This window comes from Serratia marcescens subsp. marcescens ATCC 13880 (genome assembly GCF_017299535.1).
GTDB lineage: Bacteria > Pseudomonadota > Gammaproteobacteria > Enterobacterales > Enterobacteriaceae > Serratia > Serratia marcescens.
Map to the genome: position 1 here is coordinate 2,303,817 of NZ_CP071238.1, position 22,603 is coordinate 2,326,419.

The 22,603-nt window shown below is 59.8% G+C and carries 24 protein-coding genes and 1 pseudogene; 12 read left to right on the forward strand and 13 right to left on the reverse strand.

Annotated features, from left to right (window positions below):
- Positions 1-73: 73 nt before the first annotated feature.
- A complete protein-coding gene (gene sodC, locus J0F90_RS11100; protein ID WP_033640491.1) occupies positions 74-595 on the forward strand; it encodes a superoxide dismutase family protein in 522 nt (173 codons plus the stop codon).
- On the opposite strand, the gene J0F90_RS11105 is transcribed toward sodC, so the two are convergent.
- Genes J0F90_RS11105 through J0F90_RS11115 form a run of 3 tightly spaced genes read right to left on the reverse strand, consistent with a single transcriptional unit; the run spans position 596 to position 3,733 of the window.
- Complete coding sequence (locus J0F90_RS11105; protein WP_033640490.1) at positions 596-2,626, reverse strand: FUSC family protein; 2,031 nt, start codon at positions 2,624-2,626, stop codon at positions 596-598. It lies immediately after the preceding gene.
- Positions 2,627-2,629: 3 nt separating this feature from the next.
- Complete coding sequence (locus J0F90_RS11110; protein WP_004931305.1) at positions 2,630-3,493, reverse strand: efflux RND transporter periplasmic adaptor subunit; 864 nt, start codon at positions 3,491-3,493, stop codon at positions 2,630-2,632.
- A 3-nt stretch (positions 3,494-3,496) separates the two neighbouring features.
- Positions 3,497-3,733 carry a DUF1656 domain-containing protein gene (locus J0F90_RS11115; RefSeq protein WP_004931303.1) on the reverse strand — a complete coding sequence of 79 codons (237 nt, stop codon included), beginning with the start codon at positions 3,731-3,733 and terminating at the stop codon, positions 3,497-3,499.
- A 180-nt stretch (positions 3,734-3,913) separates the two neighbouring features.
- On the opposite strand from J0F90_RS11115, the gene slyA reads away from it, so the two are divergent.
- A complete protein-coding gene (gene slyA / locus J0F90_RS11120) occupies positions 3,914-4,345 on the forward strand; it encodes a transcriptional regulator SlyA (protein WP_004931301.1) in 432 nt (143 codons plus the stop codon).
- Positions 4,346-4,437: 92 nt separating this feature from the next.
- Here the strand turns inward: slyA and J0F90_RS11125 are convergent, their stop codons facing one another.
- Positions 4,438-4,902 carry an outer membrane lipoprotein gene (locus tag J0F90_RS11125; protein WP_028128178.1) on the reverse strand — a complete coding sequence of 155 codons (465 nt, stop codon included), beginning with the start codon at positions 4,900-4,902 and terminating at the stop codon, positions 4,438-4,440.
- A gap of 359 nt (positions 4,903-5,261) precedes the next feature.
- Here J0F90_RS11125 and anmK point away from each other — a divergent pair, with 359 nt between their 5' ends.
- The 5 genes from anmK (at position 5,262) to pdxY (ending at position 9,829) form a co-directional block, all read left to right on the forward strand.
- On the forward strand, positions 5,262-6,383 hold the full coding sequence (gene anmK / locus J0F90_RS11130; protein ID WP_016927911.1) for an anhydro-N-acetylmuramic acid kinase: 1,122 nt from the start codon (positions 5,262-5,264) through the stop codon (positions 6,381-6,383).
- A 45-nt stretch (positions 6,384-6,428) separates the two neighbouring features.
- Positions 6,429-6,731 carry an MliC family protein gene (locus tag J0F90_RS11135; RefSeq protein ID WP_016927910.1) on the forward strand — a complete coding sequence of 101 codons (303 nt, stop codon included), beginning with the start codon at positions 6,429-6,431 and terminating at the stop codon, positions 6,729-6,731.
- Positions 6,732-6,820: 89 nt separating this feature from the next.
- Entirely contained in the window at positions 6,821-7,474 is a 654-nt protein-coding gene (gene pdxH / locus J0F90_RS11140) for a pyridoxamine 5'-phosphate oxidase (protein ID WP_004931292.1), read from the forward strand.
- Positions 7,475-7,612: 138 nt separating this feature from the next.
- Positions 7,613-8,887, forward strand: coding sequence for a tyrosine--tRNA ligase (gene tyrS / locus J0F90_RS11145; RefSeq protein WP_033640489.1), 1,275 nt, complete (start codon positions 7,613-7,615; stop codon positions 8,885-8,887).
- 81 nt (positions 8,888-8,968) lie between these two features.
- Positions 8,969-9,829 (forward strand): pyridoxal kinase PdxY, encoded by an 861-nt coding sequence (pdxY, locus tag J0F90_RS11150; protein WP_033640488.1) that lies wholly within the window; start codon positions 8,969-8,971, stop codon positions 9,827-9,829.
- Between the two features lie 39 nt (positions 9,830-9,868).
- Here the strand turns inward: pdxY and gstA are convergent, their stop codons facing one another.
- The 4 genes from gstA to J0F90_RS11170 all read right to left on the reverse strand — a co-directional run bounded on the left by gstA (position 9,869) and on the right by J0F90_RS11170 (position 12,867).
- Complete coding sequence (gene gstA / locus J0F90_RS11155; RefSeq protein ID WP_016927904.1) at positions 9,869-10,474, reverse strand: glutathione transferase GstA; 606 nt, start codon at positions 10,472-10,474, stop codon at positions 9,869-9,871.
- A 92-nt stretch (positions 10,475-10,566) separates the two neighbouring features.
- Complete coding sequence (gene dapA, locus J0F90_RS11160; RefSeq protein ID WP_033640486.1) at positions 10,567-11,451, reverse strand: 4-hydroxy-tetrahydrodipicolinate synthase; 885 nt, start codon at positions 11,449-11,451, stop codon at positions 10,567-10,569.
- Positions 11,452-11,812: 361 nt separating this feature from the next.
- Positions 11,813-12,076, reverse strand: a complete 264-nt coding sequence (locus J0F90_RS11165; protein WP_004938373.1) for a YjbD family protein — start codon at positions 12,074-12,076, stop codon at positions 11,813-11,815.
- A 95-nt stretch (positions 12,077-12,171) separates the two neighbouring features.
- Positions 12,172-12,867, reverse strand: a complete 696-nt coding sequence (locus tag J0F90_RS11170; RefSeq protein WP_016927902.1) for an HD domain-containing protein — start codon at positions 12,865-12,867, stop codon at positions 12,172-12,174.
- A 202-nt stretch (positions 12,868-13,069) separates the two neighbouring features.
- Here J0F90_RS11170 and J0F90_RS11175 point away from each other — a divergent pair, with 202 nt between their 5' ends.
- Complete coding sequence (locus tag J0F90_RS11175; protein ID WP_004938379.1) at positions 13,070-13,462, forward strand: nuclear transport factor 2 family protein; 393 nt, start codon at positions 13,070-13,072, stop codon at positions 13,460-13,462.
- Here the strand turns inward: J0F90_RS11175 and J0F90_RS11180 are convergent.
- A complete protein-coding gene (locus J0F90_RS11180; RefSeq protein WP_004938382.1) occupies positions 13,459-13,728 on the reverse strand; it encodes a hypothetical protein in 270 nt (89 codons plus the stop codon). The genes J0F90_RS11175 and J0F90_RS11180 overlap by 4 nt on opposite strands.
- 276 nt (positions 13,729-14,004) lie before the next feature.
- Between J0F90_RS11180 and J0F90_RS11185 the strand changes: the two genes are divergently transcribed.
- Complete coding sequence (locus tag J0F90_RS11185) at positions 14,005-14,385, forward strand: nuclear transport factor 2 family protein (RefSeq protein WP_033640485.1); 381 nt, start codon at positions 14,005-14,007, stop codon at positions 14,383-14,385.
- A gap of 7 nt (positions 14,386-14,392) precedes the next feature.
- On the opposite strand, the pseudogene J0F90_RS11190 reads toward J0F90_RS11185, so the two are convergent.
- Positions 14,393-14,759: pseudogene (locus tag J0F90_RS11190) on the reverse strand (RidA family protein).
- Positions 14,760-14,946: 187 nt separating this feature from the next.
- Between J0F90_RS11190 and J0F90_RS11195 the strand changes: the two are divergent.
- A complete protein-coding gene (locus J0F90_RS11195) occupies positions 14,947-15,792 on the forward strand; it encodes an aminoglycoside phosphotransferase family protein (RefSeq protein WP_370446670.1) in 846 nt (281 codons plus the stop codon).
- Here J0F90_RS11195 and J0F90_RS11200 read toward each other — a convergent pair.
- Both J0F90_RS11200 and J0F90_RS11205 read right to left on the reverse strand, forming a co-directional pair.
- Positions 15,757-16,260 carry a cupin domain-containing protein gene (locus tag J0F90_RS11200; RefSeq protein WP_004938395.1) on the reverse strand — a complete coding sequence of 168 codons (504 nt, stop codon included), beginning with the start codon at positions 16,258-16,260 and terminating at the stop codon, positions 15,757-15,759. The genes J0F90_RS11195 and J0F90_RS11200 overlap by 36 nt on opposite strands.
- 100 nt (positions 16,261-16,360) lie before the next feature.
- A complete protein-coding gene (locus J0F90_RS11205) occupies positions 16,361-17,548 on the reverse strand; it encodes a benzoate/H(+) symporter BenE family transporter (protein ID WP_016927899.1) in 1,188 nt (395 codons plus the stop codon).
- 115 nt (positions 17,549-17,663) lie between these two features.
- On the opposite strand from J0F90_RS11205, the gene J0F90_RS11210 reads away from it, so the two are divergent.
- Positions 17,664-18,227, forward strand: a complete 564-nt coding sequence (locus tag J0F90_RS11210) for a helix-turn-helix domain-containing protein (RefSeq protein ID WP_033640484.1) — start codon at positions 17,664-17,666, stop codon at positions 18,225-18,227.
- 194 nt (positions 18,228-18,421) lie between these two features.
- A complete protein-coding gene (locus tag J0F90_RS11215) occupies positions 18,422-20,515 on the forward strand; it encodes a prolyl oligopeptidase family serine peptidase (RefSeq protein WP_033640482.1) in 2,094 nt (697 codons plus the stop codon).
- Positions 20,516-20,590: 75 nt separating this feature from the next.
- Here the strand turns inward: J0F90_RS11215 and dtpA are convergent, their stop codons facing one another.
- Positions 20,591-22,105, reverse strand: coding sequence for a dipeptide/tripeptide permease DtpA (dtpA, locus tag J0F90_RS11220; RefSeq protein ID WP_033640480.1), 1,515 nt, complete (start codon positions 22,103-22,105; stop codon positions 20,591-20,593).
- Between the last annotated feature and the right edge of the window lie 498 nt (positions 22,106-22,603).

Consider the following 22,603-nt stretch of genomic DNA (forward strand, 5'->3'; position numbering starts at 1 on the left):
TGCGTTGGTTAACAGTGCCGGCGCAGGCTCTCCTATACTGATAGCTCGATATAGTCATTAAGGAGACTGATTGATGAAACGTTATTGGTATGCGGCGCTCGGCCTGATGGCGTGTGGCGCGGCTCAGGCGGCGGCAACCGACGTCGAGATGCATCTGGTGACCGGGCAGGGTATCGGTCAGGACATCGGCAACGTGGTCATCAGCGAAACGCCGTACGGCTTACTGTTCACGCCGAGCCTGAAAGCGTTGCCGGCCGGAGTACACGGTTTCCACGTGCATGAAAAAGGCAGCTGCGAGCCGGGCATGAAGGACGGCAAAGCGGTGGCGGCGCTGGCGGCCGGCGGACATTTCGACCCGCAAAAAACCGGGAAACACCTCGGGCCGTACGCCGACGGGCACCTGGGTGATTTGCCGGCCATCTATGTGACCGCCGACGGCATGGCGAATTACCCGGTGTTGGCGCCGCGGCTGAAAAAAATCAGCGAAATTGAGGGCAAGGCGCTGATGGTGCATGCCGGCGGCGATAACCATTCGGATCATCCACAGCCGCTCGGCGGCGGCGGCGAACGCTTCGCCTGTGGCGTGATCAAGTGATCACCCGCCGCTAACGGCCCGTGCGGCGGCGGGCTGGCCCATCGCCTGTTGCAGCTGCTGCAGTGAGCAGTAAAGCCGCCAGATCAGGCCGGCCAGATCGCGCGCCGCCTGTTCCGGGTGATGCGCCAACGCGTTGCTCATGCGCAGCAGCTCCTGCAGCGTGGCGTCCAGCGAACTGTGCTGCACGCCTTTCTCCGTCATGATGCCGCGCAGGCAGTGGATACAGACGTTGCGCACCGCCGACAGCGGATCGGAACGGGTCTGCCAGTCGCGCAGCTGCCAGACGATATGGCTGCAGTTGAGCAGCACCACGCCCCAACGCAGCAGCCAGGTGCGCGCTTCCTGATCCTGACTTTGATTGAGTTGGCTGATGCGATGGTAGATCAGCGATTCGAACTGACTTTCGCTCTGCTGCGGCCGTTTGCTCAACTGATCGATAAAGTCGCGCCGCAGCGCGCGGATAATGCGGCGGCTTTTGCGTTTGTCCGAGCTGGGGCGCAGGATCTGAAACGCCAACCCGGCCAGCAATACACCGACGACTTTAGCGATGTTGTCATTGATAAAGGACTGGTAGTCATAGCTTGGCGGATTGCTGACGGTCAGAAACGAGCCCATAAAGACGATCAGTTGCCCCCAAAGCGCGGCATAAGGCGGGTTCTGCAGCTTGAGCATCTGCATGGTCACCAGGATCGGGAACAGGAAGGCGCAAAACACCCAGAAATCGTCAATCTGGATCATCAAACCGAATTTCACCACGAAGCAGGCGACCGAGAGCAGCAGCACCGCCTTGAGCAAGGTGCTGACGCTGTTGATCGGCGAAGGCGTGGAAGAGTAGAGCACGCAGCTGATGGCGGTGAGCGTCAGCGCCGCGCTGCCGGCGTCCCATTGCGTGTTGATCCAGTAGGCGCAGCCGATCACGATGCATAAAAAGGTGCGCAGGCCGTTATAGGCGGCTTCGTAGCTGTCGGTATGACGCGCCAGTGGGGTGACGCGCGGCGGCTGGAGATCGCTGACCGCCGTGGCGCTTTCCAACCGCCGCAGCCAGCGGTTGCAGCGCAGGTAGAGCCAACAGAAATCGCGCAACCGCAGCCAGAAGGCGCGATGGCGGTAGTCCGTCGCATCTTGCGGGGCGATCTGCTGGAGCAGACGCGCCAAGCGATATTTATCGGTGGCGGGATCGCGCAGTTCGTCCAGCAGTTGCGTCAGCACCAGCATCAGATTGGCGGGGCGATCCGGCCAGTTCAGCAGCATGCGGCGCAGGCTGGAGATGACGCTGGTAATGCGCAGCTGTTGATGCAGCAGATAGTTGAGCAGGTTATTTTGCCGCCGCAGCCGGTAGTGGCTCCAGAATGCCTGAATGCGCAGCAGGTTCATGGTCAGGATCTGGCCGATGACCCCTTCGTGCGAGGTGCGCATCTGCGCGGTGACCTCCGGCTGCCACAGCATGGCGGCGTGCTCCAGCAGGCGCAGCTGCATGCGCCGCAGCGAGGTCAGCAGGGCTTCGCCGTCGGAGGTGCTGGGCAGGATCATCATCATCAACCCGCCGCACAGAATGCCGGTGATCACTTCGCAAACCCGCGCCTGAGCGATATCGAATATCTGCTGGGTGTCGGTGACGTTGACCGTGCCGAAGGCGATGATGGCGGCGGTATAGCCCGCCAGCGCGAAGGCGTAAGAGACGTTGTTTTGGTAATGATTCGAGACGTAGGTGCACAGCCCGATCCAGGCGGCGATGAACAGCGTAAACAGCCAGGGATCGTTCAGGCAGTGGCCGGCGATCGCTACCGAGGCTGCGGCGCCCACCAGGCTGCCGAAGATGCGGCCGATGCTTTTGCTGATCACGCCGCCGATGGTGGGGAAGCTCACCACCGCGGCGGAGGTGAGTGCCCAATAGGGTTCGTCGAGTTCGAGCACGAACGCCACCCACAGCGCCAGACACATCGCCAGCGAGTTGCGCAGGGCATAGCGCCATTGTCCGCCGGTCGCCTTACCCCAGGGGGTCCGGCTCCACTCCAGAAAAGGCAGATTCACACTTTAGTTCCGCTGATGAATCGAGATGGTGCAGGTGGTGCCGGCGACCAGCGTCAAATCGGCGGGCACGTTGAGCAATTTTATCCGCACCGGCACGCGCTGGGCCAAACGCACCCAAGGCACATTAGGCTTAACGTCCATTAATAGATCATTGCTGCTGTCGACGCTCTGATCGTAAATGGCGCGTCCGATGCTCTCTACTTCCCCCTGCAGCGGCGTGTTGCCGTTATATAAAACGATGTCCGCTTTATTGCCTTCCTTTATATGCTTCAACTTGGTTTCTTCGAAATAACCGAGCACATAAAACGAATGCACATCCACCAACGCCACCAGGGGCGTGCCGGCGTTGGCGTAGTTTCCGACGCGTGCCTGCAGGTTGGTGATATAACCGTCGGTTGGCGCATAAATTTTGGTTTTGCTCAAATTCCATTTGGCCTGTTCCAGGTTGGCCAGCGCGGCTTTATAGGCGGCCTTCATTGCCTGAGCGGCTAAATTGGACTCGTCCAAGTCTTCAGCGGAAATAACGTTACGTGGCAAACCGCGGCGACGGGCAGCCTCGTGGTCCGCTTTGGCCAGATCGGATTGCGCTTTTGCCACCGCGGCCTCGGCATTGTCCAGCGCAATCTGGTAGGGCACCGGGTCGAGGGTAAAAATCAGACTTCCCGCAGGTACGAACTGATTGTCATTCGCGCTTATTTTCTCTAATCTTCCAGAGACTTCAGGGGTGATATTGACGAGTTCGGCGCGCACTTTTCCATCACGGGTCCATGGGGATTGCATATAATAATTCCAGAGCCACCAACCGGCGCAGACGGCAATGGCGCAGACGATCACCGTAGAGAAGTATTTTAATGTTTTATGCTGCATGGGTTACCAACTCGCTAAAATCCATAAGGAACCGCTGACGGTCAGAACGAAAATGGACAGGTCCATCAACATGGGATGCCAGATTTCACCGGAATACATCCAGTCTCTCAGCAGTTGATGAATCAGCAGCCATAAGACCAGTCCTAGTAAAAAAGCTTTAAATATAGGCGGAAAATAAAGCGATGCCCCCAGGACCAAATCGGGTAAGGGGGATGAGGTGTGTAACCATGATGTATTCACATTAACAATCCCTAAGGGTGAATATGTTGAATATTTGCATAACGATTAAACAATAACGGCTAAAAATAGTGGCTATTTCCACAATATACATTATATACATTTGTGTTTTTAATGTGAGTTACCCAAAATAGTCTAAACTCTGGGAGGTAATGTTAGCATGCTAATTATAAGGAGGGGGAAGTGGAGTCAACATTAGGTTCAGATTTAGCACGATTAGTTCGTGTTTGGCGCGCGCTCATCGATCATCGGCTCAAGCCGTTGGAGCTGACCCAAACGCACTGGGTCACTTTGCACAATATCAATCGTTTGCCGCCGGAGCAGTCGCAAATCCAGTTGGCCAAGGCGATCGGTATCGAGCAACCGTCACTGGTTCGCACGCTGGACCAATTGGAGGAGAAGGGGCTGATCACGCGTCACACCTGTGCCAACGATCGCCGCGCGAAGCGCATCAAGCTGACCGAAGCGGCCGATCCGATCATCAGGGAAGTGGACAGCGTGATCACGTCTACACGCAGTGAGATTTTAAGCGGTATTACCGCCGACGAAGTGCATCTGTTGGTAGGGCTGATTGGCAAGTTAGAACAAAATATCACCGAACTGCAGAACAAATAATAATATTCTTATTTTCTACGATTACAGTTTCACAGCATCAGAAATAAAACCGGAGGCGATTGCCTCCGGTTTGCCGTTTGTCGCCGACTGACTTACAGCGGGGAAACGGTGATGGTGTCGCCCATGCGCGCCATGCGCACACGCTGGCCAGGGCTGAACTTGGTGTCGCCCGCTTTCTGTACCACCACGATGTTCTCTTTCTGGTCGGTCTTGATTTCCAGCTCGTAGCCGGAGGTCCGACCGGCCACTTCACCGATGCTGTTACCCGCCGCGCCGCCGGCAATAGCGCCCGCCGCGGTAGCCAGCGTACGACCGGTGCCGCCGCCAACGGTGTTGCCCAACAGCCCGCCAATCACCGCGCCGCCGATCATCCCCATGGCGTTGGAGCCTTCGCCGCCCTGAATTTTAACCGGACGCACGGAAACCAGCGTCCCGTAGGTGACGGTCTGTACCTGCTTGGCCTGCGAGGACGAGTAGACATCGCCGGACATGGATTCATTGGCACAGCCGGCCAGCGTAACGGCGGCGACGGCAACGACGAGAAGACGCTTGATCATATAAAACTCCTGATGGTAGTAGTCCATAACCTGGCAATGCTCACCAGGCAAGATTCAGTGAAAATGATAGACAAAGTATGGCTGAAAGTTGACACACCGCCATGCTTCATCGCTGCATGCAGCTTAACTTTTCTCTGTTCAACCAATAATAAACCGCGGTTTACCTTTATGACAGCCTTGGCGACATTCCGTCGCCTGTTATGGCACGGTTTAACACATAGCCCGTGCCACAGCGGCGCCAGGGGGTATCTGGCTCACGGTGCGTAAAAAAAGCATCATAATTCATGGCGTTAATCCGGCAATTCTGGTTTATTTGTCAGGATAAATTTTGCTTACCGCGCGGGTTAGAGGATGTTGCTATGAAGTCAGGCCGCTATATAGGCGTCATGTCCGGCACCAGTCTGGACGGAATCGATGTGGTATTGGCCGCGATCGACGATCGCATGGTGGCGCAGCAGGCCAGCTATAGCCATCCGATGCCGATGGCGTTGAAAAAAGAGATCCTGGGGATGTGCCAGGGGCAGCAAACTACGTTGGCCGCCGTCGGCCGGCTGGACGCGCAGTTGGGCTCGCTGTTCGGCGAGGCGGTGCTCGGCCTGCTGAAGCAAACCGGCATCGACGCGGAGCAGGTCACCGCCATCGGTTGCCACGGCCAGACGGTGTGGCACGAGCCGGAAGGCGACGCGCGTTTCTCGATGCAGCTCGGCGATAACAACCGCATCGCCGCGCTGACCAATATCACCACCGTCGGCGATTTCCGCCGGCGTGACATGGCGTACGGTGGGCAGGGTGCCCCGCTGGTGCCGGCATTTCATCAGGCGCTGCTGGGGCATCCCGTCGAGCGGCGCATGGTGCTAAACGTCGGCGGCATCGCCAACCTTTCTCTGCTGTTGCCCGGTACGGCGGTGCGCGGTTTCGATACCGGGCCGGGCAACATGCTGATGGACGCCTGGGTGTGGCGCCACCGCGCGCAGCCTTATGATCAGGACGGCGGCTGGGCGATGCAGGGGCGGGTCTGCTTGCCGTTGTTGCAGCAGATGCTGGCGGATCCGTACTTCGCGCAGCCGGCGCCGAAAAGCACCGGCCGCGAGTATTTCAATATCGCTTGGCTGGAACGGCAGCTGGCCGGATTGCCGGCGATTGCGCCGGTCGACGTACAGGCCACGCTCACGGAACTGACCGCCGTCAGCATCAGCGAACAGGTGCAGCTGGCCGGCGGGTGCGAGCGTCTGTTGGTGTGCGGCGGCGGGGCGCGCAACACGCTGCTGATGGCGCGTTTGTCGGCGCTGCTGCCGGGCACGGAAGTTGGGCTGACCGACGATTTCGGCGTCAGCGGTGACGACATGGAGGCGTTGGCCTTTGCCTGGCTGGCCTTCCGTACGCTGTCCGGCCAGGCCGGCAATCTGCCTTCGGTAACCGGCGCCAGCCGTGAAACGGTGCTGGGTGGGATTTATCCGGTTTTGCCATTGGGGGGCCGTTAGCTCTGTTAGGATAGCCTGTGAAGGATTTTTCTAAGGAGCAACAGCATGAAAAAAGTCTTTTTCGTCGCCGGCGCGCTGGCGCTGTCCGGCTGCAGTTACATCCTGCCGCAGAGCAGCCAGACGATGCACTATCAGTGTGGCACTACGCCGCTGACGGTGGCGCTCGACGGCAAGGCGAGTGAAGTCAGCCTGCTGATGGATGGCGAGCAACTGCATCTTAAGCAGGTGCTGGCGCTGACCGGCGCCAAATACAGCGACGGTAAATACACTTTTTGGTCGAAAGACCGTAACGCCTATCTTGAGCGCAACGGCAAGGTAGTCATGAGCGACTGCGTGTTGACGGAGTGAGGGTTGACGGCGGCGTCGGAGCGATTGAGTTCCTGACGCCGCAGGCGCAGAATGTAACGACGGATTTTTTCAGTTGGTCGATAACCCAGATGATTGAAAAGAATGAGTTTGATGTTGCGGACCTGCGCCGTGAATACACCCGGGGCGGCCTGCGCCGCAACGATCTGACCGCCAGCCCGCTCGAACTGTTCGAGCGTTGGTTGAAACAGGCCTGCGACGCGCGCCTGGCGGATCCCACCGCCATGTGCGTCGCGACCGTCGACGAACACGGCCAGCCTTATCAACGCATCGTGCTGCTGAAGCATTTCGATGAGCAGGGGCTGGTGTTCTACACCAACCTCGGCAGCCGCAAGGCGCAACAGCTGGCGCACAACCCGCATATCAGCCTGCTGTTCCCCTGGCACATGCTCGATCGCCAGGTGATTTTCCTCGGTCAGGCGGAGCGTCTGTCGACGCTCGACGTGCTGAAGTATTTCAACAGCCGGCCGAAGGACAGCCAGATCGGCGCCTGGGTCTCGCAACAATCGTCGCGCATTTCCGCGCGCGGCGTGCTGGAAAGCAAATTCCTCGAGCTGAAGCAGAAGTTCCAGCAGGGCGAGGTGCCGTTGCCGAGTTTCTGGGGCGGATTCCGCGTGAAATTTGACTCTGTCGAGTTCTGGCAAGGCGGCGCCCATCGCCTGCATGACCGTTTCCTGTATCAGCGGGACGGGAATGACTGGAAAATTGACCGACTGGCACCCTGAAGGCGGAAAATCCTCTCTAAGCGCTGGTGCTGATGCCGCCGGCGCTTTATTCTATGCGCTACCCTGAATTTTTATTTCGCCACTGGGCGAAAGGCCGTGTACCGGCAAAGGTGCATTCGTTTATACATGGAGTCATTGATGGCAAGCAGCAACTTGATTAAACAACTGCAAGAGCGGGGCCTCGTTGCCCAGGTTACGGATGAGGAAGCGTTAGCGGAGCGACTGGCGCAAGGGCCAATTGCACTGTATTGCGGTTTCGATCCGACCGCTGACAGCTTGCATTTGGGCCATCTGGTTCCTCTGTTGTGCCTGAAGCGCTTCCAACTGGCCGGCCACAAGCCGGTAGCGTTGGTGGGCGGCGCCACTGGCCTCATCGGCGATCCGAGCTTCAAAGCGGCGGAGCGCAAGCTGAACACCACCGATACGGTGAACGAGTGGGTCGAGAAGATCCGCAAACAGGTTTCCCCGTTCCTCGATTTCGACTGCGGCGGCAACAGCGCTATCGCGGCCAATAACTACGACTGGTTCGGCGGCATGAACGTGCTGACCTTCCTGCGTGACATCGGCAAGCACTTCTCCGTCAACCAGATGATCAACAAGGAAGCGGTCAAGCAGCGTCTGAATCGCGACGACTCCGGCATCTCCTTCACCGAGTTCTCTTATAACCTGCTGCAGGGCTACGATTTCTCCGAGCTGTATAACCGCCACCAGGTGGAGCTGCAGATCGGCGGTTCCGATCAGTGGGGCAACATCACCTCGGGTATCGATCTGACGCGCCGTCAGCACCAGAAGCAGGTGTTCGGCCTGACCGTGCCGTTGATCACCAAAGCCGACGGCACCAAGTTCGGTAAAACCGAGGGCGGCGCGGTCTGGCTGGCGCCGGAAAAAACCAGCCCGTACAAGTTCTACCAGTTCTGGATCAATACCGCCGACGCCGACGTCTACCGCTTCCTGAAGTTCTTCACCTTCATGAGCCTGGAAGACATCAACGCGCTGGAAGAAGAAGACAAGAACAGCGGTAAGGCGCCACGCGCCCAGTACGTGCTGGCGGAAGAAGTGACCGGCATGGTGCACGGTGCGGAAGGCCTGGCGGCCGCCAAGCGCATCACCCAGAGTCTGTTCTCCGGTGCGCTGCACGACATGACCGAAGCGGACTTCGCCCAACTGGCGCAGGACGGCATGCCGACCATCAAACTGGACCGCGACGCCGATCTGCAGCAGGCGCTGGTGAATGCCGAACTGGTGCCGTCACGCGGCCAGGCGCGCACCATGATCGGCTCCAACGCGGTAACCATCAACGGCGAGAAGCAGTCCGATGCCGAATACCGCTTCAGCGATTCAGACCGTCTGTTCGGCCGCTACACGCTGTTGCGTCGCGGCAAAAAGCATTACTGCCTGGTGGATTGGCAGTAAGCGAATAATTGGTAAGGGGCCCTGGCGGCCCCTTTATTTTTGCGCAGCCGCCCGGCTGTCGTATTCCAAACGAGTTTGTCGATGAAAAACATTCTTTCTATCCAGTCGCACGTGGTGTTTGGTCACGCCGGCAACAGTGCGGCTGAATTTCCGATGCGCCGCATGGGCGTCAACGTCTGGCCGCTGAACACGGTACAGTTCTCCAACCATACGCAATACGGCCAGTGGACCGGCTGCGTCATGCCGGCCAATCACCTGACCGAGATCGCGCAGGGCATCGCCAATATCGATCAGCTGAAGCGCTGTGATGCGGTGTTGAGTGGCTATATCGGTTCGCCGGAGCAGGGCGACCATATTTTGGAGATCGTGCGCCAGGTTAAGCAGGCGAACCCGAATGCCTGGTATTTCTGCGATCCGGTGATGGGACATCCGGAAAAAGGCTGCATCGTGGCGCCGGGCGTGGCCGAGTTTCACTGTCGCCAGGCGTTGCCGTGCAGCGACATGATGGCGCCGAACCTGCTGGAGTTGGAGATGCTGAGCCAGATGGCCGTCGCCAACGTGGCCGATGCGGTGCAGGCCGCCCGCGCGCTGATCGCCAAAGGGCCGCGGCTGGTGCTGGTCAAGCACCTGGCCCGCGCCGGCTATCACGCCGACTGCTTCGAAATGCTGCTGGTGACGGCGGACGAGGCTTGGCACATCAGCCGGCCGCTGGTGGACTTCGGCGCGCGTCAACCGGTCGGCGTCGGCGATTTGACCAGCGGTCTGCTGCTGGTGGATCTGCTGAAGGGTGAGGCGCTGGATAAAGCGCTGGAGCACGTGACCGCCGCCGTGTATGAGGTGATGCTGACGACTCAGGAGATGGGGGAATACGAGCTGCAGGTAGTGGCGGCGCAGGATCGGATCGTGCAGCCGCGCAGCGAGTTCAAAGCGGTAAAACTGTAAGTGCAACGGGCCCCGGCGATAGCCACCGGGGCCGAATGTTTACTTCAATCCTTCGGCGTTCAGCGCCGCATCCACCGCCGGGCGCGCCGCAACGCGATCGAACCAGGCCGCCAGATGGGCGTGCTTGCGCACGTCAAACTGCAGGGCGAATGCCCAGCGCAGCACGGTGAACAGGTAGGCGTCAGCCACGCTGAAACGGCTTCCCAACAGGAAGTGCTGCTTCGCCAGCACCGAATCCAGATAGCTGAACTGCTGCTCCAGCTTGGCGCGCGCGATGGTTTTGTATTCCTCGGGCGTTTTCGGGTTGAACAGCGGGCTGAATCCTTTGTGCAGCTCGGTGGCAATGTAGTTCAGCCATTCGATCGCGTGGTAGCGCGACAGGGTGCCCGCCGCCGGGATCAGGTTGCGATCCGGCACGCGGTCCGCCAGATATTGCACGATCGCCACGCCTTCGGTCAGCAGGCTGCCGTCATCCAGCAGCAGCGCCGGGACCTGTCCCTTGGGGTTGATGGCGAGGTAATCGGCGCCGCTCTCGGTTTTCTTCTGCGCCAGATCGACCTTCTCCGCCGTAAAATCCAGCCCTGCCTCACGCAGCACGATATGCGGGGACAGCGAACAGGCGCCGGCTTTATAGAACAGTTTCATCGGAAGCTCCTTGTTGATGACGAATGACGGGCATGCTTAACCTCTCATCGTAGTCCCGTGGCGCCAAAATTACAGCGGCTTAGCTAACAAATTTAACCGACGATCGCCTCTGCGGGCTGCAGCTGCGCCAGCGTCGCGGCGATCTGCTGCTGCAGCGCCGGCGGCGCCACCTGCATCGGCGAACGCAATTCGTTGGCGATCAGCCCCTGCTGGGCCAGCGCCGTCTTGACCGGCGCCGGATTCGGGAAGCTGAACATCTGGTGGATCATCGGCAGCAGCTCATAGAAGTTGCTGCGCGCCGCGGCCAGATCGCCGGCGGTGACCTGCTGCACCAACTGGACGAAACGTTCCGGGTGAACATGCGCGGCGGCGGAGATGGCGCCGGTGCCGCCGAGGCACAGCGTGGTGAGGATCAGATTGTCTTCCCCGGTCATCACATCGATTTCGCCATCGGCGATCAGCGCCATGGTGGCGTCAGGGTTGCCGCCGCAGTCCTTGATGGCGGTGATGCGCGGATGGCGAGCGAGCCGGCGCAGCGTGGCCAGCTCCATGGCGATGCCGGTGCGCTGCGGAATGTTGTACAGGATCACCGGCACGGCGGAGGCGTCGGCCAACTGGGTAAAATAGTCGATCAGGCCGCATTGCGAAGGGCGGATGTAGTAAGGCGCCGGGATCAGCACGCCAGCGATGTCGCGCAGCTGAATGGCCTGCTGCATTTGCAGCGTGGCGGCCATGTTATTGCCGGAAAGGCCCATCACCACCTGGCGTGCAGGCGCCACCTCCAATACGGCGTCGAGCACCGCCAGCTGTTCTTCTTTGCTCAGCGCAGCGGCTTCACCGGTGGAGCCGCAGACCACCAGACCATCGATGCCGGCGTCGAGCAGGTGCCGCGCCAGGCGTTGCACCGCCGGCAGGTCGACGGCGTCGTGATTGAAAGGGGTAACCATCGCCACCCAAATACCCGAAAATGAGGCCATAAAATATTCCTTCTGTGTGACCGACAGAGAAGCCAGATGAGAAAATTGAAGGCGGGGCGTTGCTTGCCATCCAGTCAGCTCATCTGACGGGACAGCGCGCCCCGGTCAAATGAGCGTCTGTTTCTTCGATGTAACCGCCGCCAAACCGCCAACGAGCAACGCAGGTGTCATCAGAATATCAGCGTTGCGTGGGTAGGCCATGGCGGTCTCGCGAAAAGGGGAAGTGGGGTGATAATGAATATTCTTCATCAGACTGTCAATTTACAACAGATTGATAACATTGTTATTCATGATTCGCCGGTGAGGATGAGTTTGGCTAATAAATAAAAATCCCCGCCGCGGCGGGGAGGGTTGAGTTGGCTCAGCGCGGCGGGCGGGAGCCAATGGTGGCGGACCAACTGAAAGTGTCGCCGCTCGGCCGGTAGCGATTGGCCTTGCGTTCTGCACGCTCCGCCTTGGCGAGCTTCGCTCTGGCGGCCATGATGCGCGCCACCACTTCATCCTTGACCTTGTGCTGTTCGGCATTGGTCAGCGGCCTGCCATGGCTTTTACGCGCCTTGTCCAATTCGGTTTTCACTTCCCGCTGTTCGCTTTCCGTCATCTCTTTCAACGTCAACTTTTTCATCTGTGCCGCCCGTTCGGTGAAGTTGACTTACAGTTTAGCGGCGTTATATGACCGAAAATGTTATGGGCATAACGAAAATGCCCCGTAGGCCGGCATTACACCTCTTCCAGCAGATCGTCGACAAAGCGCCGCATGCGCTCGGTGCGCTGTTCGGCCATCTGCCGCCCGGCGGCGGTCTGGAAGCCGTCTTGCAGTTTGAACAGCTTGGTTTCGAAGTGATCCAGGCTGAAACGCTTGTCGTCGTATTGGCGATGTTCAGCCCGCGGGTCGGCGGCGTCGTACAGCGCGCTGCGCATGCGGCCGCCGATATAGAAGCAGCGCGCCACGCCGATAAGGCCGATAGCGTCGAGGCGATCGGCATCCTGCAGGATCTTCGCCTCCAGCGTTTGCGGCGGGATGCCGGCGGAAAAACTGTGCGCTTCAATGGCGTGAGCCACCGCCGCGATGTCCGCCGGCGCCCATTCCAGCCGGGCCAGCGTCAGCGTGGCTTGCTCCGCCGCCATGCGCGAGGCCAGATGGCGCTGCGGCGAATTCTTTTCCACCGCGACAGCGTCGTGCAGCAGCACCGCCGCGCAGAGAATGCGCCGGTCGCCGCCTTCCAGCTTGCTGATCCGACGGCAGTTCTTCCAGACCCGATGCAGGTGCGCCACGTCATGCGAACCGTCGTCCGATTCGAGGGTGAGCGGCAACAGCGTTTGCGCCAGCGTCTGGTAGGGGGAAAACGGTTGTAACAACTCTTGCGTCAGCGAGGGTAAAGACACGTTCAGCTCCTGTTGGGGAAAATCGGTCAATCAGCATAGCCGTGTCGGATGCCGGGAAAATGACAGAAAAATGGCTATTGTTTACTAAAGTGCAACCCACTATTGTCATAACTGCGGTTTTTGCAGCGAAACAAGCAACCTAGAATAGCCGCATTCCGCCGTCTCCGCTTGGTGAGAGCCTGTGTCCGCGGGGATGGCCGGAATATCCTCATCAGCCATTTGGAGAAGAGACATGCCAACCCCTCTTGAAATAGTGCGCGCAACCTATGAAGGCAGCTCCGAAGAAAACGGCCGTAATCTGCTGGCGGCGCTGGCCCCCGATGCCGAGTGGACCGAAGCCGCCGGTTTCCCTTACGCCGGTACCTATATCGGCCCGGAGAACATCATCAAGAACGTGCATCAGCGCCTGGGCAGCGAGTGGCAAGGTTACCGCGCCGATGTCGATCACTTTTACGACGCCGGCGATAACGTGATCGCTCAGGGTTTTTATCACGGCACCTACCGGGCCACCGGCAAATCCTTCAGCGCCTCTTTTGCGCATATTTATACGCTGCGCGCCGGCAAAATCGTGAAGTTCGTGCAGATCGTCGACAGTGCTAAAGTGCTGGAGGCGATGCAGCCTTAATCGCCGCTGCGCTTGCCGAATTTGCGGTCGAACTCGCGCCGGTAACCCCGGGCCTTGTTGCGATCGCGGATCCACAAATAGCCGCACACCAGCGCAACCGCTCCCGAGAAGGTGACGTTGCGCATATCCCGGTCATACCAAAACACCAACAGCGCATCCAGCGCCGCAATCAGCGCGATCCATTTGTACATATGGGATTGGCGCCGCGTGGCGGCGTTGAGTCGTTTTAACTGTCTGGCTTCGTCCAACACCGGTTTTTGCTGCATAGCGTTTCGTTATCGTCAGGCTGTTCACGCTAAATTAGCAGAATTTCCCTCACCGTCGCAAAGATTAACGCGCGGCGCCATGCGGTTTTCACCGCCCCTGGCACGGCGCAGAAAATTTATGCGCGGGCGCTTGAATTGTCCATCGGGCGTGATAGGTTATTTATTCGTTATTTTTGCTTTTTTATTCAAAGTTCGCCGTGTCATCAAGCTGCAGCACGGGGCGGTTAACGTGATGGGTTCGACGCATGCGGCGGTTAACTTCGGCAGGAGGATGTGATGAACGATAAAACGGCACGCCCGCAGGATGTGGTTCAACAACAGCTTGACGCCTATAACGCCCGCGACATCGAGGCTTTTATGGCCTGCTGGGCGGACGACGCCCAGTATTACGAACATCCAGACACGCTGTTGGCCAGCGGCAAAGCGGCGATCCGTGAACGGCATCTGGTGCGTTTCCAGGAACCGAGTCTGTATGGCGAACGGATAAAGCGCATGGCGGTAGGCAATATGGTGGTCGATCAGGAGGTGATGACGCGCAATTTCCCTCAGGGGCGCGGCAAAATGGATGTCATCGCCATCTATGAAGTGGAGCAGGGGCGGATCGCCAAAGCCTGGTTCAAGATCGGCCCCTGCGTGCCGGATGAGGGCGCGCTCTAGCCGCGCATTATTGCAACGCCATCACCGCCTCTATTTCCACACACACCGCGGGTGAGAACAACGCGCTGACCGCCATCAGTGAACAGGCCGGCAGCGCGCCATCGAAATAGTCAAACAGCACCGGGCGCACGCCCGCCAGATCGGCGATGTCGGTCAGGAACCAATGCCTTGAGGTTGACGCCTTCGCTGGCGGCAATGGTGGCCAGCTGTTCGAGGATCTCCTGCGTTTGCTCCGGCGCGCTCAACCCCTGAGCGTCGGTGGCGAAAGCCGTCAATCCGGAAACGTATAAGCGATCGCCGTGGCGCACCGCATGCACATAGGGGCCGCCCGGCGTCGGCAACTGCGGATAATTCGTGCGTTTTAATGATGTCATGGTCAAACCCCGCGCAAGACCGGTTAATAAAATCGACAAACTTGGTTAGGATACTGAAGAAACGGCGGCCAGGCGCCGCGCACCGATGATATTTGAGAGTATCATCCCTCTTTTTATACGTCGTCTTCACCCGAATGTGACAGTGCGGCGCAGCTCGGCCACAAGGACGCATGAGACGATGAACCCGATTTTTACTCCCTACCTGCAACGCTGGCAACTGGAACAGGACGGCAAAGCCTTCGAAACCCACAGCAGTCTGCTGATGCCGGTGCGTTACCGGGGCGAGGCCGCCATGCTGAAGATCGCCCGCGAGCAGGAGGAGCGCTTCGGCGGCCAGCTCATGTGCTGGTGGCGCGGGGAAGGCGCCGCGCTGGTGCTGGCGTGGCACGACGACGGCATTCTGCTGGAGCGCGCGCAGGGCGAAGGTTCGTTGGCGCAGTTGGTGCGTGATGGCGACGATGAGCAGGCCACGCAGATCCTGTGTCGGGCGATCGCCGCCTTGCATGCGCCGCGAGAGGCACCGCTGCCCGAATTGATCCCGCTGCAGGAGTGGTTCAGCTCGCTGTGGCCGGCGGCGCAGGCGCACGGCGGCATGCTGCGCCTCAGCGCCACAACGGCGGCGGAATTGCTGAGCAGCCCGCGAGAAGAAAGCGTGCTGCACGGCGACATCCACCATGACAATGTGCTCGACTTCGGCGAACGCGGCTGGCTGGCGATCGACCCCAAGCGTTTGTACGGCGAACGGGGCTTCGATTACGCCAATATCTTCTGCAATCCCAACTACGGTATCGCCACCGATCCGGCCATTTTCCAGCGCCGCGTGGAACAGGTGTGCCGGTTGGCCGGGTTGGAGCGCCGGCGCTTGCTGCAATGGATCCTGGCCTGGTCGGGGCTCTCCGCCGCTTGGTTCATGGAAGACGGGCAGGCGGCGGATATCGACTTCCGCGTGGCCGAACTGGCGGCGCGCGCGTTGGATATCCCGTTGCCGGACGGCGATTCAGGGTTCATCCTGCCAGTAATCGAGCGAGGTTGAAGGGCGCTGCAGGTAGCGCACCTGCTCGCCGTCTGCGCTGCGCGCCATCGCCTGGTATTTGCCGGAATCCGGGTACATCACCAGCTCCGGCTGTTCGCGCGTGCTGACGGACAGGTACTTCAGCGGCGCATCGGAAGTGTTGATGATCTGGTGCGGGTATTCCGGGCCCGGGGGAATGAAAATGACATCCCCGCTGACGATCGGCAGCATTTCTCCAGCCACCCGCAGCGTACCGCTGCCTTCCAGAATGATGAACATTTCTTCCTGAGCGTAGTGAAAATGGTAGGGGCAGGAACGCATGCCCGGCGCCACGCAATCGAAAGAGGCGCCCAGTTTGTCGGCGGCGGTGCCGGTGCCGAGACGGGCGCCGACGCTGTCATACAGCGGCGGCCGCCGGTCATGTTTCATCTCTACCTGTTCGACATTGCGTATCAGGCGCTGAGCTAACAGCGCGGCTTTCTCAGTCATAAGCTTCCTTGGTGACGGCGTCACTTATTAGGTGAATTGACAGTCAGACGACAGAGAAAGTGAAGGCACCACGGCGTCGCTTGTCAATGTAGACCGCCTGTTATGCCTCGGAGGTTCGCCGCGGCAGCGACAGCAGCAGATGGGCGATGGCGCCGCCGACAATCCCCCAGAAGGCAGAACCGATGCCGAGCAGCGTGACGCCGGAGGCGGTGATGAGGAAGGCGATCAGCGCCGCGTCGCGCTGTTTTTCATCATGCAGCGCGCGTTGCAGGCTGCCGCCAATGGTGCCGAGCAACGCCAGCCCGGCAATGGTGTGGATCAAGGCGACCGGCAACGCGCTGAATAGCAGGCCGATGGCGCCGCCGAACAGACCGGCCAGCAGATAGAAGCCGCCGGCGGCCACCGCGCCCATATAGCGCCGCTGCGGATCGGGATGCACATCCGGCCCCATGCAGATGGCGGCGGTAATGGCCGCGATGCATACCGAGAAACCGCCGAATGGCGCCAGCAGCAGCGCGGTCAGCGCCGTCCAGGCGATCAGCGGTGAGGTGGGGACACGGTAGCCCGCCGCCTGCAGCGTAGCGATCCCGGGGGCGTTCTGTGAAGCCATGGTGACCACGAAGAAGGGCACGCCGATGCCGAGCAGCGTCGGCCAGCTGAAATGCGGCGCGATAAATTCCGGCACGGCGAACGCCGGCGTTTGTTGCGCCAGCTGGATATCGCCCTGCAGCGCGGCGATCGCCAACCCAATCGCCAGCGTCAATACGATGGCGTAGCGCGGCAGGTAACGGCGGCTGAGCAGATAGGCCAGCCCCATGCCGGCGCTGAGGGGAAAATTGAGCTGCAGCGAAGCGAAGGCGTCCAGCCCGAAACGCAGCAGGATCCCCGCCAGCATCGCCGCAGAAATCGCCTGTGGAATATAGTCCATCAAGCGGGCAAACAGCCCGGTGACGCCGCAGAGCAGGATCAGACCGGAAGCGAAGATAAACACGCCGATCGCCTCGTTGATCGGCGTGCCGGGCAGGCTGGTGACCAGCAGCGCCGCGCCGGGCGTCGACCAGGCGGTGAGGATCGGGGTGCGATAGTAAAGCGACAGCCCGAGCGAGGTGACGCCCATTGCGATCCCCAGTGCGCTCAGCCAGCCGCCGATCTGCGCCGGCGTGGCGCCCGCGGCGGCGGCGGCCTGGAAAATGATGGCGGCAGAGCTGGTATAACCGACCAGAACGGCGACAAAACCGGCCATGACGGCGGGCAGGGTCAGATGACGCAGGGTGACGGCAGGGCGCATGGGCAGCTCCAATCGGTGGTTGTGCGTTATAACGCACAGCGAGAAATCAGCATAGCATCGTGCGTTATAGCGCACAAGCGGGTATAATCGGGCACGATACGCAGAGGAGAACAGGATGCAGGAACTTGCCGGCCATTTGGCGCACACCCTGCGCACGTTGCGCGCACAGCGCGGTTGGAGCCTGACGCAGGCGGCGGAATACACCGGCGTCAGCAAGGCGATGCTCGGGCAGATTGAACGCGGCGAGTCCAGCCCGACGGTGGCGACGCTGTGGAAGATCGCCACCGGTTTCAACGTGGCGTTTTCCGCCTTCCTTGAGGCCTCGCCCGCGCAGCAGCAGGCGACGCTGCATCGCTACGGCGAGCTGCCGGTGTACGATCAGGACAATGCCGATATGCGTGTGGTGCCGCTGTTTCCCTACGATCGCCAACTGGGTTTCGACATGTTCGTCATCGATCTCGCGCCGGGCGCGCTCAGTGAATCGTCGCCGCATGAGCCGGGCGTGATCGAGCATGTGATCGTGATCAGCGGCCGGTTGGAATTGGCGATAGACGGCGAGTGGCACAGCCTGGCGGCCGGCGAGGCGATGCGCTTTCAGGCCGATCGGCCGCATGCCTACCGCAACGCCGGTTCACAAACGGTGCGTATCCACGATCTGATCCACTATCCTCAATCCTGACTCAACGCGGCGGCCGTGGGCTTTGACTCCGCGCCGCCAAACGCCTACCTTGTTGAAAATGACTCTTATTTCACAGGTTGTCGCCCATGACGGGGCGGCGTTGCAGCCGACTCAAAAGGAGCTTGATTTTGCCGGTCACCAATCGACGTCAGTTTATTAAACTCAGTGCACAAACCGCAGGAGCCGTATTCGCGATGACTTCATTACCCAACAGTATCCGCCTGGCGATGGCGGCGGAGGGCGGCGCGGCCGCCGGCGATGAATTCCTGTGGCTGGAAGAGCTGCAGGGTAAAAAAGCGCTGCAATGGGTGCAACAGGAAAATCAGCGCACCGTGGCGCGTTTCGGCCAGGGCGAAGACTTTCAGCGCATTGAGCGCGAAGTCCTGGATATCCTCAATAAAGACACCCAGATCCCGTGGGTGAGCAAACGCGGCGAGTACTATTACAACTTCTGGCAGGATCAGGCCAACCCGCGCGGCCTGCTGCGGCGCACCACGCTGGACGAGTACCGGAAGGCCAAACCGGCCTGGGAGACGGTGCTGGATATCGATGCGTTGGGCAAGGCGGAAGGCAAGGATTGGGTCTATCAAGGCTCGCAACCGCTGGCGCCGGAATACCGTTATTGCCTGATGCAGCTGTCGCCGGACGGCGGTGACGCCACCGAAATCCGTGAATTCGATCTGGTGGCCAAACGCTTTGTCAAAGACGGTTTCAACGTGCCGGTGGCGAAAAGCCGGGTTTCCTGGGTCGATCGGGACACGCTGTTCATCGCCACCGATTTCGGCCCCGGTTCGATGACCCAGTCAGGCTACGCGCGCATCGCCAAACGCTGGCGGCGCGGCACGCCGCTGAGCGCCGCCGAAACGCTGTACGAAGCGCAGCCGGAAGATATGGCTGTCTTCGCCTATCACGATCGCACGCCGGGTTTTGAGCGTGATTTCGTCGGCCGCAGCCTGGACTTCTATCGCCGTGACTATTTCTTGCTGATGCAGGACGGCCGGCAGAAAAAAATCGACATCCCGGCCGACGCCGAGCTGGATACGCATCGGGAATGGCTGCTGATCAAACCGAGCAGCGACTGGGAGGTGGGCGGCAAGCGCTATCCGTCCGGCGCGCTGCTGGCGGCCAACTTCGATGACTATCTGGCGGGCAAGCGCGAGCTGCAGCTGCTGTTTACCCCAACGGCGGAGCAGGCGCTGAGCGGCTACAGCGGCACCCGCGATCACCTGATCCTCAGCATTATGGATAACGTGGTCAACCGGCTCGAAGTGCTGACGCCGCAGGGCGGCAGTTGGCAACGTCGCCCGCTGGGCAACCCCGACGCCATCAGCACCCTTTCCGCCGGCGGCATCGACGAAGAGAGCAACGCCTATTTCCTGACCGTCAGCGGGTTCCTGCAGCCGACCTCGCTGTACATGGGCAATCTCGACGGCGGTGAGGCGACGCTGTTGAAACAGGCGCCGCAGGACTTTGACGCCGCCGGCTATCAGGTCAGCCAGCATTTCGCACGCTCCAAGGACGGCACCCGCGTGCCGTATTTCCAGATCGCCGCCAAAGATCTCAAAGCGGACGGCAGCACGCCGACGCTGCTGTATGGCTACGGCGGGTTTGAAGTGCCGCTGTTGCCGGGCTATCTCGGCGGCAAGGCGCCGGCCTGGCTGGAACGCGGTGGAGTATACGTGGTGGCGAACATTCGCGGCGGCGGCGAATACGGCCCGGCCTGGCATCAGGCGGCGCTCAAGCAAAACCGCCATCGCGCTTACGAGGATTTCGCCGCCGTGGCCGAAGATCTTATCGCACGCAAGGTGACCTCGGCGCCGCATCTTGGCGCGCGCGGCGGCAGCAATGGCGGCCTGCTGGTGGGCAATATGCTGACGCTGTATCCGCAGCTGTTCGGTTGCATCGTCTGCGAAGTGCCGCTGCTGGACATGCAGCGCTATACCCAGCTTTCCGCCGGCGCGTCGTGGATCGCCGAATACGGTGACCCGAGCAAGCCGGAGGAATGGGCCTACATCAAGACCTTCTCGCCATACCACAACATTCAGGCGCAGACGGCCTACCCGCCGGTGCTGTTCTATACCGCGACCAGCGACGATCGGGTCAACCCGGCCCACGCCCGCAAAATGGCGGCGCGCATGCAGGCGATGGGGTATCAGCAGGCCTATTTCTATGAAAATACCGAAGGCGGGCACAGCGCCGCCGCAGACAAGCAACAGGCGGCGTTCCACAGCGCGCTGGTAAGCGAATTCATGTGGGCCAACCTGAGCGGCAAACCCAAGTCAGCGTAAGCCTTTTTCTTGCGGCATAAAAAAACACCGGGGCGTTAACCCCGGTGTTTTTATTTACGCTCAATCCGCCGGCGGTCAGCGAGCCGCGGTGGCTTCCTGCGCTTTTTGATTGACGTCTTCGGTGGTGTCCAGCGTCATGCGGTACAGCTTCGGCGCGGTCAGCATCATCAGGATAGCGATGACGGCGGTGACGATGCCGATCTGCATAAACACATGGCTGTAGATGGCCAGCGAAGCGTGCGCGTCGTTGATGTCGCTTGGCACGGCGGTCAGACCGGCAACCTTACCGGCGATCAACGCGGCGGCGGCGGTAGTCAGGAACCAGGAGCCCATGATGAAGCCCATCAGACGCTGTGGCACCAGCTGTGCCACCATCGCCAGGCCCAGGCCGGAAATCATCAGCTCGCCGATGCTCTGCAGCGCGTAGCTCAGGATCAGCCAGTTGACCGACACGATGCCCTGTTCGTTGGCGAAGCTGGCGCCCCATGGCAGCACCAGGAAGGCGCAGGAGCAGAGGATCATGCCGAAAGCGAACTTGTGCGGCATCGGCAGGCGATCGCCCATTTTGTTATACAGCGCGGCCAGAATCGGGCTGGCGAGCATGATCCAGAACGGGTTCAGCGCCTGATACTGCTCCGGCTCGAAGGCGACGCCGAAGATGCTGTGTTCCACGTTATGGATGGCGAAGAAGTTCAGCGAGGTTGGCATCTGGCTGTACAGCACGAAGAACACCACCGCTTCCAGCATCAGCAGGAAGGCGACGATCATCTTGCGGCGTGCAGCGCCGTGCAGGGCGAAGGTTTCCTTGGCGAACACCAGAACGATGCCGGCGGAAACGAGGGCCAACGCCCAGCGCGCGATCACCTGGTTGTGCAGCAGCCAGCTGGACACGGCGATCAACGCCACGATGCCGACCAGCACCATCAGCAGCTTCGGCAGATGCAGCGGCTTGAAGTCAGGTCTGGAGCCGTTTTCCTTCACCCACTTGTGGCACATCATAAAGTTGACCAGGGTGATCAGCATGCCGACCACGCTCAGGGAGAACGCCACGCTCCAGCCGTATTTCGCCGCCAGCCACGGGGTGGCCAGCATGGAGAAGAAGGAACCGATGTTCACCGACATGTAGTACATGGTGAAAGCGCCGTCGATACGCGGATCATCTTTCTCATAGCAGGTGGACAGCAGGGAGGATGGGTTAGCCTTAAACAGGCCGCTGCCCACGGCGATGGTCGCCATGCCCATGTAGACCCAGAAGATGTCGTGGCCGGAGTAGGCCACCATGGCGTAACCGGCGGCCAGCACCAGCGCGCCGAGCACGATCACGCGTTTGGCGCCCAGCACCTTGTCGCCCAGCCAGCCGCCGATGGCGACGAAGCCGTATACCAGGGCGCTGAAGGAAGAGAACAGGGTGATGGAATCGGCTTCGCTCATGCCGAGCATCTTGACCAGATAAACCGCCATGATGCCCTGCAGGCCGTAATAGCCGAAACGCTCCCACAGTTCGATCGAGAAGATCAGATAGAACGCTTTCGGTTGTTTGAACGCGTTAAGGCTAACGCTCTCCGGGTGTTGGTTGTTTGCTGTTGACACTGGTACCTCTGTTTTTTCGCAGCCCGTCTTTGGAGGACGGGAAAGTACAAAAGTTGATGCGGAACGGCATCCTTTTGCGTTGTTATAGGATGGGGACGGCGGTTAATGTTCACTATCTTTGTCAACGTGGCAAGCAGTTTGTCATATTCGGTTACATTTAACGCTCGCAGGATTATGCTGCGATGTTGCAAATGTTATGCAGTATTAACTTTCGGGTTTTAATGGTTTGCCGATTTTTTGTTTTGATTAAAAGCTATACGCATTTTAAACAGGGATATATTCTGCTGAATTGCTATTTTTTAGCGCATCAGTGTATGTGTGGTTGTTAATCCATTGGAATGTTGTGCATATGCAGCGTTTTGTAAAATTATAGAAATTTAGGAAAACGGGACTGGCATTTGTGAACGCCTTGTGATCCTGAAAGCGTGACGTTCACCGCAATTTTTGACTAATTTTTCGCTTGAAAATAACGCGACACTGAGTTTTTCACTGAAAACC

Excerpts from the sequence above, each read along its gene's own strand:
- pdxH (WP_004931292.1), top strand. The coding sequence starts at position 6,821 with ATGATTGAAAAGAATGAGTTTGATGTTGCGGACCTGCGCCGTGAATAC.
- J0F90_RS11125 (WP_028128178.1), bottom strand. The coding sequence starts at position 4,902 with ATGATCAAGCGTCTTCTCGTCGTTGCCGTCGCCGCCGTTACGCTGGCC.
- J0F90_RS11205 (WP_016927899.1), bottom strand. The coding sequence starts at position 17,548 with ATGCGCCCTGCCGTCACCCTGCGTCATCTGACCCTGCCCGCCGTCATG.
- J0F90_RS11180 (WP_004938382.1), bottom strand. The coding sequence starts at position 13,728 with ATGCAGCAAAAACCGGTGTTGGACGAAGCCAGACAGTTAAAACGACTC.
- sodC (WP_033640491.1), top strand. The coding sequence starts at position 74 with ATGAAACGTTATTGGTATGCGGCGCTCGGCCTGATGGCGTGTGGCGCG.
- J0F90_RS11215 (WP_033640482.1), top strand. The coding sequence starts at position 18,422 with ATGACTTCATTACCCAACAGTATCCGCCTGGCGATGGCGGCGGAGGGC.
- J0F90_RS11110 (WP_004931305.1), bottom strand. The coding sequence starts at position 3,493 with ATGCAGCATAAAACATTAAAATACTTCTCTACGGTGATCGTCTGCGCC.
- gstA (WP_016927904.1), bottom strand. The coding sequence starts at position 10,474 with ATGAAACTGTTCTATAAAGCCGGCGCCTGTTCGCTGTCCCCGCATATC.
- tyrS (WP_033640489.1), top strand. The coding sequence starts at position 7,613 with ATGGCAAGCAGCAACTTGATTAAACAACTGCAAGAGCGGGGCCTCGTT.
- J0F90_RS11135 (WP_016927910.1), top strand. The coding sequence starts at position 6,429 with ATGAAAAAAGTCTTTTTCGTCGCCGGCGCGCTGGCGCTGTCCGGCTGC.
- dapA (WP_033640486.1), bottom strand. The coding sequence starts at position 11,451 with ATGGCCTCATTTTCGGGTATTTGGGTGGCGATGGTTACCCCTTTCAAT.
- J0F90_RS11175 (WP_004938379.1), top strand. The coding sequence starts at position 13,070 with ATGCCAACCCCTCTTGAAATAGTGCGCGCAACCTATGAAGGCAGCTCC.
- J0F90_RS11210 (WP_033640484.1), top strand. The coding sequence starts at position 17,664 with ATGCAGGAACTTGCCGGCCATTTGGCGCACACCCTGCGCACGTTGCGC.
- J0F90_RS11165 (WP_004938373.1), bottom strand. The coding sequence starts at position 12,076 with ATGAAAAAGTTGACGTTGAAAGAGATGACGGAAAGCGAACAGCGGGAA.
- pdxY (WP_033640488.1), top strand. The coding sequence starts at position 8,969 with ATGAAAAACATTCTTTCTATCCAGTCGCACGTGGTGTTTGGTCACGCC.
- anmK (WP_016927911.1), top strand. The coding sequence starts at position 5,262 with ATGAAGTCAGGCCGCTATATAGGCGTCATGTCCGGCACCAGTCTGGAC.
- J0F90_RS11185 (WP_033640485.1), top strand. The coding sequence starts at position 14,005 with ATGAACGATAAAACGGCACGCCCGCAGGATGTGGTTCAACAACAGCTT.
- J0F90_RS11200 (WP_004938395.1), bottom strand. The coding sequence starts at position 16,260 with ATGACTGAGAAAGCCGCGCTGTTAGCTCAGCGCCTGATACGCAATGTC.